This is a genomic window from Streptomyces silaceus (assembly GCF_001419745.1).
Classification (GTDB): domain Bacteria; phylum Actinomycetota; class Actinomycetes; order Streptomycetales; family Streptomycetaceae; genus Streptomyces; species Streptomyces silaceus.
On the sequence record NZ_LIRJ01000420.1, the window covers coordinates 1 to 10596 of the forward strand.

Consider the following 10596-nt stretch of genomic DNA (forward strand, 5'->3'; position numbering starts at 1 on the left):
GGCGGCAGCGGGTAGAAGGCGAGGCTCGCCCCGAGCGGCGTCACGCCGATGTACGGGGCGAACCACTGCCAGGGGCCCTGCGCGAGCGCGGCCGCCAGCACGGCGGCCAGGCCGATGCCGATGACGCCCGCCTGACCGGAGACGTCGGGACCCGCTCCGGTGGCTGCCGGGCCGGGGGGGCTTCTGGGGTTGGGGGTCTTCGACGGTGGGGCGGGGATCGTCCACGGTCTCTCCTGCCTGGTCCGGCCCCCAGCAACCAGGCGCGTCGCGCGAGCGGCCCGCCGCCATGCCGCAACGGCCCGCGAGCCAGGCCCGGTCGGCGGATCGAACGCCCTCGTGACGCTTTGCGCCGTTCCATGGCCGCGTTCCAGGGAGCCCGCATCTGCCCTGGTCAGAGGCCGTTCCCGTGTTCCGGCGTTCCGAAGTGCCCCGATCTTGTGCCGGTTGGAACGGATGGCGCCGCAGCCTGGGCACATCCAGGCACCCCGACGTGCCTGATGAACCCCTTGGAGTCTCCGTGAGCTTGCGGATGGCAGTCACTGCCGAGCCGATACCGTCCCATGTGTCGGCACTCGACTACGTCATCGGCCCCGCCCTCGACCAGGGCCACGACGTCGCGCTGTACGCGCCCCTGATGTTCCGCCGCGAAGCCCGGCGCCGGGGCGTGGAGTTCCACCGTGCGGGCACGGACTGGACCTGTGACCGCACGGTCCAGCACACGGCGAGCGACCACTGGACGGCAGCCGGGAACGCGTCCTTCAACGGGTACGTCTTCGGACGGCTCTGGCCCGACCGGGCCGAGGCGAAGGCCCGGGACCTGATCGCCGCGTGGACGCGGACGCGCCCCGACCTGGTGATCGCCGAGTGCAGCGACCTCGGCGCGCACCTCGCGGCCAGGGTGCTGGGCCTGCCCGTCCTCGCGGCGGACAACGGACTCGGCCCGCTGCTCCTCGATCTGTGGGACACCGACATCGCGCCCGCGCTGACCCGCCTCTACAAGGAGCACGACCAGGACACGCCGACGCTCCCGGAGATGCTCACCCCCGCGCCCGTCGACTGGTTCTACGAGACGCTCCCGCACCTCCCGTCCCGCTCCCCGCGCGCGGTCCGGCGCACCGTGGCGAAGGACCGGACGGACCTCACCGAGTGGCGGGAGACCTCCGCTGCCCGCCCCCTCGTCTACGCGAGTCTCGGCACCCTGGCCACCGCCATGTCGGGGCTCAGGCCGACGGTCGAAGCCATGTACCGGGAGATCGTCGCCGCGCTCCTGGCGGTCGACTGCGAGGCGATCGTGTCCGCGGGAGACCTCGCCGAGCACCTGCACAGCCCGGACCCCCGCATCACGATCGTGAGGCACGTCCCGCAGCCCGCGCTGCTGCACCGCGCCGATCTGTTCGTGACCCACGGAGGCCGGGCGTCCCTGCTCGACGCGGTGCAAGCCACGACACCCGTCCTCGGCATGGGCATCCTCGCCGACCAGCCCGGCAACGTCGACGCGTTCGCCCGGCGCGGTCTCGGCCGCGCGCTGGACCCCGCCGCGACGCGCGACGAGATCGCCGGCGTCATGGCGGTCGTCCTCGGCGACCCGGCCCACGCCGCCGCCATGACCGCCGCCGAGGCCGAGCTGGCACGGCTGCCGCTGCCCGACTTCACCGCGTTGCGGGACAGTTCGTGAGGCCGCCCGTCACGTGCAGCCTGTGAGGCCACCCGTCACGACGTGCCGGCGACGCCCAGCTGGCCTGGGGCTTCGAGACGAACTACGGCGGCCTCGCGCACTATTGTGTGGCGCGGGCCAGCCAGCTCCTGCCGAAGTCGTCCCACCTGACGTGGGAGGCGGCGGCGAGCAGCCCGCTGTGCGCGGGGACCGCCTACCGCATGCTCGTCGGCGACCGGGGCGCCCGCATGACGCAGGGCGACGTGGTGCTGATCTGGGGCGCGGCCGGCGGACTCGGCGCGTACGCCGCCCAACTCGTGCGCAATGGCGGGGGGATCGCCGTCGGCGTCGTCAGCAGCCCCGAGAAGGCGGAGCGGGCCAGGGAGTACGGCTGTCACGCGGTGGTGGACCGCACGGAGATCGGCCTGACCGGCGACGCGCCGGCGGATCCGACGGTCGTGGGCAAACGGCTCGGCAAGCGCATCAGGGAACTGGTGGGGGACGACCCGCACATCGTGTTCGAACACGTGGGGCGGGCCACGTTCGGGGTGTCCGTGTTCGTCGTGCGGCGTGGCGGCACCGTCGTCACCTGCGGCTCCAGTACCGGCTACCGCCACGAGTTCGACAACCGCTACCTCTGGATGCGCCTCAAGCGCGTCATCGGCAGCCACGGCGCCAACCTCCACGAACAGGCTTCCGTGGCACGCCTGTTGGACCTCGGTCTCATCGAGCCCGCGCTGTCGGTGACGTACACCCTGGACGAGGTGGCCGAGGCGGCCAGGCTCGTGCAGACCAACCGCCACACGGGCAAGGTCGGCGTCCTCGCCCTCGCGCCCCGCGCCGGGCTCGGCGTCCGGGAGAAGGGGCCCGTGAGAAGGGGCCCGTCCGAGGATCAAGCGCATGGAAATCGAACTTGATCAAGCCGTCGGCCACCCGGGTCTGAGCGGGCCGCGGCGGGGGTGCCGCTGACGTGGCGACCCTCGCACGCTCCTCGCTCCTCATGGCCTTCGGCACCGTGGTCTCCCGTGCCACCGGCCTGATCCGGCAGGTCCTCCAGGGCGCCGCCCTGCTGCTGCCCGCGCGCTGGGCGGTCACCGGCATGGCCGCCGCCTATACGCTCTCGTACGCCGTGGGTCTCGTGATCACCGCGCGGCTGCTGCGCCGCCGGCTCGGCGGCTACCTCGACGGGCGCCGGCTGATCCGCACCTACGGCAAGCTGATCGTCGCGTCCGCCCTGGCCGGGGCGCTCGGCTGGGCCGCGGCCCGAGCGGGCGCCGGGGCGTCCCTCACCGGAACGGCGGGGACGTCCCTGGACCTCGCGGTCGGCGCCCTGACCATGGTGGCCGGCTACCTCGTGCTCGCCCGGCTGCTCAGGACGGGGGAGCTGTCCCTGCTCCGCCGGTGAGCGCGGATGAGGGCCGCGTAGTGCCGCCCGCTCGCCTTGACCGTGCGCCGCTGCGTCGCGTAGTCGACGTGGACGAGGCCGAAGCGCTTGTCGTAGCCGTACGCCCACTCGAAGTTGTCCAGCAGCGACCAGGCGTAGTACCCGGCCAGCGGCGCGCCCCGGCGGGCGGCGCGGGCGCAGGCCGCCAGGTGCTCGCGCAGATAGCGGGTGCGCTCCGCGTCGTCGATCGTGCCGTCCGCGCGGACGACGTCGGGGAAGGCCGAGCCGTTCTCGGTGACGTACAGGCTGCGCGCGCCGTACTCTTCGGTCAGGCGCAGCAGCAGGCTCTCGATGCCGGACGCGTCGATCTCCCAGTCCATCCCGGTGTGCGGCACCTCGGGCCGGTACACCTGGCGGGCGAACGGCGCGGGACCTGCCGGGTCGTCGGCGACGTACGCGGGGAAGTAGTAGTTGAGGCCCAGCCAGTCCAGCGGCTGCGCGATGGCCGCCGGGTCACCGGGGCGCTCGGGCAGGTCCACGCCGTAGACCTCCCGCATGTCGGCGGGGAAGCCGAGCCCGTGGAGCGGGTCGAGCCACCAGCGGTTGGTGTGCCCGTCGACGCGCCGGGCCGCGGCGACGTCCTCCGGGCGGTCCGAGGCCGCCCGGACCGGCGAGAGGTTGTTGACGATCCCGACCTGTGCCCGGGGCGCCGCCGCGCGGATGGCCTGTGCGGCCAGGCCGTGCCCGAGCAGCAGGTGGTAGGAGGCGCGCACGGCGGCCGTGAGGTCGGTGAGACCGGGCGCCATGCGGCCCTCCAGGTGCCCGATCCAGGCGGAGCACAGCGGTTCGTTGAGCGTGGCCCACCGCGGCACCCGGTCGCCGAGCCGCTCGGCCACCACCGAGGCGTAGGAGGCGAAGTGCTCGGCGGTGTCCCGCTCGGGCCAGCCCCCGCGGTCCTGGAGCGCCTGCGGCAGGTCCCAGTGGTAGACGGTCGCGTTCGGCGTGATGCCCGCCTCCAGGAGGGCGTCGACGAGCCGGTCGTAGAAGTCGAGGCCCGCCGCGTTGACCGGCCCGTCGCCGCCGGGCACGACGCGCGGCCAGGCGAGCGAGAAGCGGTAGGAGTCGACGCCGAGCCGCCGCATCAGGGCGATGTCCTCGGGCCAGCGGCGGTAGTGGTCGCAGGCCACGTCGCCGGTGTCGCCGCCGTCGACCTTGCCGGGCGTGCGCGCGAAGGTGTCCCAGATCGAGGGCGCGCGGCCGTCCTCGTCGACGGCCCCCTCGATCTGGTACGCCGAGGTCGCCACGCCCCACGTGAAGTCGCGGGGGAGCGAGTCGAGGTCGCAGGAGACGGGGTCCGACTGCTGGGGGTCGGTCACGGAGTTCCTTTCGGGGAGGGTCATTTGACGGCTCCGGCGGTGAGCCCGGCGACGAGATAGCGCTGCAGCAGCAGGAAGCCGGCGACGACGGGGACGCTCACGACGAGCGAGGCCGCCATGACCTGGTTCCAGTACACGTCGTTCTGCGTGGAGTAGCCCTGCAGGCCCACGGCGAGGGTGCGGGTGGTGTCGTTGGTCATGACCGAGGCGAAGAGCACCTCACCCCAGGCGGTCATGAAGGAGTAGACGGCGACGGCGACGATGCCGGGGATCGCGGCGGGCACCACCACGCGCAGCAGCGCCCGCAAAGGCCCGCACCCGTCGACCAGCGCCGCCTCGTCCAGCTCCCGCGGCACCGAGTCGAAGTACCCGATGAGCATCCAGATGGAGAACGGCAGCGAGAACGTCAGATACGTGAGGATCAGCCCGGCGCGCGAGCCGAACAGCGCGATGCCCGTGGCGTTGCCGACGTTGACGTAGATGAGGAAGAGCGGCAGCAGGAAGAGGATCCCCGGGAACATCTGCGTCGACAGGACGGTCACGGTGAACACCCGCCTGCCCCGGAAGCGGTAGCGGCTGACCGCGTACGCGGCGAACACCGCGATCACCACCGAGCAGACCGTCGCCGCGCCCGCCACGATCAGCGAGTTCACGAAGTAGTCCGCCAGCGGCACGGTCGACCACATGTCGATGTAGGGACGCACGGTCAGGCCGCTGGGCAGCCAGCGGAACGCACCCGACACGTCCCGCAGCGGTTTGAGGGACGTGCTCACCATCACGTACACCGGCAGCAGCACGAAACCGGTGAGCAGCGTCAGGAAGACGCGCCGCCACCACAGGAACGAGCGCGGCGGTGCGGTCGGCGCGTGCGGACGCCTAGACATCGGCGGCCCTCCGTCCCCGTGAGGTCAGCAGCAGGTAGCAGGCTGTCACCAGGAGCAGGAAGAGCAGCAGCAGGACCGACATGGCCGAGCCCGTGCCGAAGTTCCAGGTGACGAACGACGACTGGTAGATGTGGATCGAGATGAGGTCCGCGGCCTCCGGCGCCGACTTGCCGAACAGGACGTACGGCGTGTTGAAGTCGTTGAACGTCCACAGGAACAGCACCAGGACGAGGACCTGGTTGACCGGCCGCAGCGACGGCAGCGTGATCCGCCGCACCTGCTGCCACACTCCGGCGCCGTCGATCGCCGCCGCCTCGTAGAGGTCCTTGGGGATGTTCTGCAGCCCCGCCATCACGATGAGGAAGGCGAACGGCCAGCCCTTCCACACCGACACGGTCAGCAGCGCCACGAAGCTGTTGTCGCCGATCAGCCAGAACGGCCGGCCGTCGGTGAGGCCCAACTGGTCGTGCAGCACGTGGTTGATGAGACCCGTGTCGCGCTGGAACATGAACGACCAGGTGATGACGGCCGCGTACACCGGCAGCGCGTACGGCGTGAGGAAGAGTGCCCGCAGCAGGCCGCGGCCGCGGAAGTTCTCCTGCATGAAGACCGCGGCGGCCGTCCCGATCAGCCAGCACAGGCCCACGGACAGCACGGTGAAGGCGACGGTGACGAAGAACGAGTGCAGGAGCGCCTCGCCGACCGGGGCGTCGAAGTCCACCGACAGCGCGTAGTTGTCCAGGCCCGTCCAGGGGGCGGCGCCCCAGTCGCGGATGAAGAACTGCGTGAGCTCCTTGAAGCTCATGACGATCCCGACGGCCATCGGTACGAGGTGGACGACGAGTTCGAGCAGGAGCGCGGGCAGCAGCAGGAGATAGGGGAGCGAGCGGCGCCGCAGACGCGCGGGCAGCCGGAGCCGCGCGCCGCGGGCGCCGGAGGCCGGCGGGGCCTCCTTGCGGGAAGGCGGAGAGGTGAGCGTGGTCATCGGCGGGCGCTCAGCTCTTCGGCATCTGCTGCTGGGCCTTGGACAGCTCGGCCTTCACGGACTCCGTGGTGACCGGCCGGCCCGCGGCCGCGTCGGCGAACAGCTTCTTGACGGCCGTGCCCACCGACGTCTCGAACTGCGACTCGTTCGGTACCTGCGGCAGCGGGGCCGCGCTCTTGAGGAGCGTGTCGCGCAGCACGGCCGTGTCGGGCCGGTCGAACGCCGCGTCCTTCTGCGCCGCCTTCACCGGCGGGATCGACCCGTACGCCTTGTTGAGGCGCGCCTGCGCGGCGTCACCGGTCATGTACTTCACGAACTTCCGCGCCCCGTCGAGGTTGTCGGTGTTCTTGAAGACGGCCAGATTGATGCCCGCGACCATCGAGTTGACCCGCTCGCCCGCCCCGGGCTTCCCGGACGCCACGGGCACGGGCACGACACCCCACTCGTCGGGCTTCATGCCCTGTGCCTCGAAGGTCGTGGCCGCGGCCTGCCACAGCACCATCGCCGTCTTGCCCTGGGCGAAGTCGCGCAGCGACTGGTTCTGCGCGTACTCGGCGTTGCCCGGCGCGATGATCTTGTCCTTGGCCATGAAGTCGACGTACTGCTTCACGGCGGCCACGGCGCCGTCGGAGGTGAACGTCGGCCTGCCCGCGCCGTCGAAGAAGTCGGCGCCGTGCTGCTTGCCGAGGGCGAAGGCCTGGTGGATGTTGTTCACCAGGTTCGAACCCTCCGCCCCCAGCGCCCACTTGCCGTTCCTGGAGAGCTTCCTGCCGTCGGCCACCAGCTCATCCCAGTGGCCGGAGGGCCGCTGATGCCCGCGTCCTCGAACATCGCCTTGTTGTAGTAGAGCGCGTACGAGAGGGAGTACAGCGGCACCGCCGCCGGGTCCTTGCCCGCCGCGCCGGTCGAGCCGAGCGCGGACTCCACGAAGCGGTCCTTGCCGCCGATCGACGCGAAGTCCTTCGCGTCCCAGGGCAGCAGCGCGCCCGTCGCCTGGAGCGAGGACGACCAGGTGTTGCCGATGTTGAGGACGTCGGGGCCCTGGCCCGAGGTCGTCGCCGCCAGGATCCGGTTGAGCAGCTCGGACCAGGGGATCACCTCCAGCTTCACCTCGATGCCGGTCTCGTCCTCGAACTTCTTCAGCTCGGGCGCGAGGATCTTCTTGTCCGCGGCGAGGTTCGGGCCCTGGTTGGAGGCCCAGTAGGTGAGCGTCCTCGGCGAGGTGTTGCTGCCCTCGCCGCCCGAGTTGCTGCCGCCGCCGCAGGCCGTGACGGCGGCGCCGACGAGAGCGGTGACGGTGGCGATGGCTGCCGCGGCTCGGATTCTGCGCATGACGGGTCCGTCCCTTTCCGGGGTCCTGAAGTGCGGTGAGGGCATGCCGAGTTCGACATCTGAAGAGATTCACGACTTAATTTAGGACGTGAGTTAAAACCTGAGAGATAGTCGCGTCAAGGGGTCGCGCACGGGTATGTTGCGGACCGGAGGGGAGTCACATGGCGGAGCGGGGCAGTCGGACGGTGCGCGACCTGCGCGTGGGCAACCGCGCGACGGTGCTGCAACGGTTGTATTTCGGCGGGCCGATGAGCCGGCAGGCGCTCGGTCCTGCGACCGGACTCAGTTCGGGCTCCGTCAGCAACGTCGTCGCCGAACTCACCGCGGACGGCCTCCTGGAGGAGGCGGGCAGCGTCGAGTCCGACGGCGGACGCCCGCGGACCCTGCTGCGCGTCGCTCCCGCCAGCGGCCGCCTCATCGGCGTGGACGTGGGGGAGACGCGCGTCCGCGTGGAGGCCTTCGACCTCGCGCTGACGGAACTGGCCCGCGCGGAGCGGCCGTTGAACGGCTCGGGGCACGACGTCGAGGTGATTGTCCGTCACATCCGCGACGGCGTCGCCGAGGTGGCGCAGCGCGCGGACGCCGCGTCGGACGGACCCGGCCTGGCGCAGGGCTCCCTGATCGGGGTGGGCGTGGGCGTGCCCGGCATCGTCGACCTGGACGAGCACGGCGCCACCGTCGTGCACGGCCAGACCATCGGCTGGGACGCCGTCCCCCTGGAGGCCATGCTGCGGGCGGCCGTCGAACTCCCCGCCGACACGCCGTACTTCGTCGACAACGGCGCCCGCGCGCTCGGCCAGGCCGAGATGTGGTTCGGCGGCGGCCGGGGCGCGCGCGACGCGGCGATCGTCCTGATCGGCTCCGGCGTCGGCGCCTGCGTCGTCACCGGCGGCGTCATCCACGGCGGCGCGCGGGGCGGCCCCGCGGAGTGGGGCCACCTGACCGTCAGCATCCGGGGCCGCCGCTGCCGCTGCGGGGCACGCGGGTGCCTGGAGGCGTACGCGGGAGCCGAGGCACTCCTGGAGCGCTGGCAGGAAGCAGGCGGCCGGGTGCCCCCGGACGCCGACGAGGAGACCGCGGTGAGCGCCCTGCTGGCCGCCGCCGATCCCGGCGACGGCACGGAGCCCGACCCCGTCGCCGCGGCCGTGCTCGACGAGACCGCCGAGTACCTGGGCGCGGGGATCTCCGACCTCGTGAACCTCTTCGGCCCCGAGCGCGTCCTGGTCGGCGGCTGGGCGGGCCTCCAGCTCGGCCCGCGCCTGCTGCCCGCCGTCCGGGAGTACGCCGACGCCTACTCCCTGCGCCACCCCGCCGCCCGCGTCCGCGTCGACCTCGGCCAACTCGGCCCGGACGCGGTCACCGTGGGCGCGGCGACACTGCCGCTGGCCGACTTCTTCACCCGGGGCGGCCGCCGCCGCACGGCCCCGCTCCGGACGGAGTCGGGGACGGCGGCGGTGCCGGGCTGGCATTCGGTGCTGGAGGGCAGAGGGGCACGGTGAGGGGCGGTCCGGGCGAGCGGAACGCCATGAGCCGCTTCGGCGGTGCCCCCCTTCGGGTCGTCTGAGGAACTCGGCCGAAGCGTTCGGCGGCTGCGGGGCGTGCGACGGCTTCAGACGGGCGGCCGGCCCGCCTCGATCTCCGCGATGAGCCGGTGGATGAGCGCGGCACCGGGAGGCCCTGCCATGGAGGCGATGACAGGGGTCTCGGCACTCGCGCCGCCGCCGGTTGCTTCGGGCGGGCCGGGCGCGGACGCGGTGGCCGTCGCCGCCGCACCACCGGTGCCGGGTGGCCCGCCCTGCCGCGGGGGCCGGGCCGCCACCGCCACGCCGAGGGCTCCCGCGAGCGCCTTGTGGGCCCGGCGCCAGGCCCGGCTGCGGCGGCCGCGCGAGTGGTCGACGAAGGCCTGCGCGTACTGCGTCATCGAACGCGTCCAGAGATCGTGCCGCGGCTGCGGTCCCGCCGAGGCCCGGCGGACGCTGCGCCACGCGTCGGCGGGCCTGTCCCTGGCCTGCGCCACCGCGAGCAGCGCCCAGCTGACGGCGGCGGGCGGGCCGTGCTCCGCGTCCACGGGAATCGTGTCGGCCGCCTCCCGCAGATGCGCGATCGCCCGCTCCGTCCTGCCGTCCTCGAGGGCGAGCGCGCCCTGCACGTGCGAGACGCGCCCGACGGTGGCGTCGTCACCGGCCAGCACGGCCACGCGCCAGGCCTGGCCGAGCAGTTCGGTGGCCCCGACGGGGTCCGTGTTCACCGCCAGCCACCCGGCCAGCCACAGCGCCTGCCCGCACACGCGCGTGTCGGAACGGCCCAGCGGCAGCAGCCGCGACAGCACCGCCCTGCCCTGGGCGGCGTGACCGCACACCGCCCACCAGAACCACAGGTCGACGGCGAGCGCCAGCGCCGTCGCCGCCTGGTCGGCGCCGCTCGGCTCCCGGGACAGCGCGGCGCGCAGCTCGGCCTCCTCGTCGCGCACGAGGGCGGCGGCCCGCTCGTGGAGCCCGGTGCTCCACAAGTGGTGGGCGGTGGAGGCGACATGGCCGTACCAGTACAGATGGCGGCTGACGGCCGCGGCCGTCTCCCCGGCGGACTGCAGCCGCTCGGCGCCGAACCCGCGGACCGCGGCGGGCATGCGATAGCGCGGTGCCAGGACCCCGCCGGGGTCGCGGACCGGCTCGAGGACCGAGGCCAGCGCCAGCCGGGCCAGCGCGCCCGGCACGTCCTCGGCATCGAGCCCGCCGCCCGCGCACACGAACACGGCCGCGTCCTCGTCGAAGTCCCCGGCGAACACGCTCAGCCGCGCCCACACGGTCCGCTCGGTGACCCCGCAGAGCGCGTACCCCGCTCCCACGGCCGCCCGCAGCGAACGGTGCCTGCGCAACGGCGCGTCCGGCACGCCCAGCCAGCCCTGCGCGGGCTCCAGCATCCGAGCGAGCTGCGCCAGCGGATACTGCGCGGCCTGGGCGGCCGCCAGCTCGATGGCCAGC

At 73.0% G+C, this 10596-nt stretch carries 6 protein-coding genes and 3 pseudogenes; 4 read left to right on the forward strand and 5 right to left on the reverse strand.

Annotated elements, in window-relative coordinates:
* The first annotated feature begins 529 nt into the window (after window positions 1-529).
* The 3 genes and pseudogenes from AOK22_RS32110 to AOK22_RS32120 all read left to right on the forward strand — a co-directional run bounded on the left by AOK22_RS32110 (window position 530) and on the right by AOK22_RS32120 (window position 3059).
* A complete protein-coding gene (locus AOK22_RS32110; RefSeq protein ID WP_244165194.1) occupies window positions 530-1675 on the forward strand; it encodes a glycosyltransferase in 1146 nt (381 codons plus the stop codon).
* 47 nt (window positions 1676-1722) lie between these two features.
* Window positions 1723-2571: pseudogene (locus AOK22_RS32115) on the forward strand (zinc-binding dehydrogenase); the annotation flags it as partial.
* Window positions 2572-2624: 53 nt separating this feature from the next.
* Window positions 2625-3059 (forward strand): polysaccharide biosynthesis C-terminal domain-containing protein, encoded by a 435-nt coding sequence (locus AOK22_RS32120; protein ID WP_055702236.1) that lies wholly within the window; start codon window positions 2625-2627, stop codon window positions 3057-3059.
* Here the strand turns inward: AOK22_RS32120 and AOK22_RS32125 are convergent.
* The 4 genes and pseudogenes from AOK22_RS32125 to AOK22_RS32140 form a co-directional block, all read right to left on the reverse strand.
* On the reverse strand, window positions 3002-4438 hold the full coding sequence (locus AOK22_RS32125; RefSeq protein WP_055702237.1) for a GH1 family beta-glucosidase: 1437 nt from the start codon (window positions 4436-4438) through the stop codon (window positions 3002-3004). The two genes, AOK22_RS32120 and AOK22_RS32125, sit on opposite strands and share 58 nt — an antisense overlap.
* On the reverse strand, window positions 4435-5298 hold the full coding sequence (locus AOK22_RS32130; RefSeq protein WP_055702238.1) for a carbohydrate ABC transporter permease: 864 nt from the start codon (window positions 5296-5298) through the stop codon (window positions 4435-4437). Before AOK22_RS32130 ends, AOK22_RS32125 begins: the two co-directional genes overlap by 4 nt.
* A complete protein-coding gene (locus AOK22_RS32135; protein ID WP_055702239.1) occupies window positions 5291-6283 on the reverse strand; it encodes a carbohydrate ABC transporter permease in 993 nt (330 codons plus the stop codon). Before AOK22_RS32135 ends, AOK22_RS32130 begins: the two co-directional genes overlap by 8 nt.
* Before the next feature lie 10 nt (window positions 6284-6293).
* A pseudogene (locus tag AOK22_RS32140) lies at window positions 6294-7615 on the reverse strand (ABC transporter substrate-binding protein).
* A gap of 161 nt (window positions 7616-7776) precedes the next feature.
* On the opposite strand from AOK22_RS32140, the gene AOK22_RS32145 reads away from it, so the two are divergent.
* Window positions 7777-9114, forward strand: a complete 1338-nt coding sequence (locus AOK22_RS32145) for an ROK family protein (RefSeq protein WP_055702240.1) — start codon at window positions 7777-7779, stop codon at window positions 9112-9114.
* A gap of 110 nt (window positions 9115-9224) precedes the next feature.
* On the opposite strand, the pseudogene AOK22_RS32150 reads toward AOK22_RS32145, so the two are convergent.
* Window positions 9225-10596, reverse strand: a pseudogene (locus tag AOK22_RS32150) (hypothetical protein); the annotation flags it as partial.

What these genes read in the sequence shown, in the direction of transcription:
- AOK22_RS32110 (WP_244165194.1), top strand. Translation starts at nt 530, where the DNA reads ATGGCAGTCACTGCCGAGCCGATACCGTCCCATGTGTCGGCACTCGAC.
- AOK22_RS32125 (WP_055702237.1), bottom strand. Translation starts at nt 4,438, where the DNA reads ATGACCCTCCCCGAAAGGAACTCCGTGACCGACCCCCAGCAGTCGGAC.
- AOK22_RS32130 (WP_055702238.1), bottom strand. Translation starts at nt 5,298, where the DNA reads ATGTCTAGGCGTCCGCACGCGCCGACCGCACCGCCGCGCTCGTTCCTG.
- AOK22_RS32135 (WP_055702239.1), bottom strand. Translation starts at nt 6,283, where the DNA reads ATGACCACGCTCACCTCTCCGCCTTCCCGCAAGGAGGCCCCGCCGGCC.
- AOK22_RS32145 (WP_055702240.1), top strand. Translation starts at nt 7,777, where the DNA reads ATGGCGGAGCGGGGCAGTCGGACGGTGCGCGACCTGCGCGTGGGCAAC.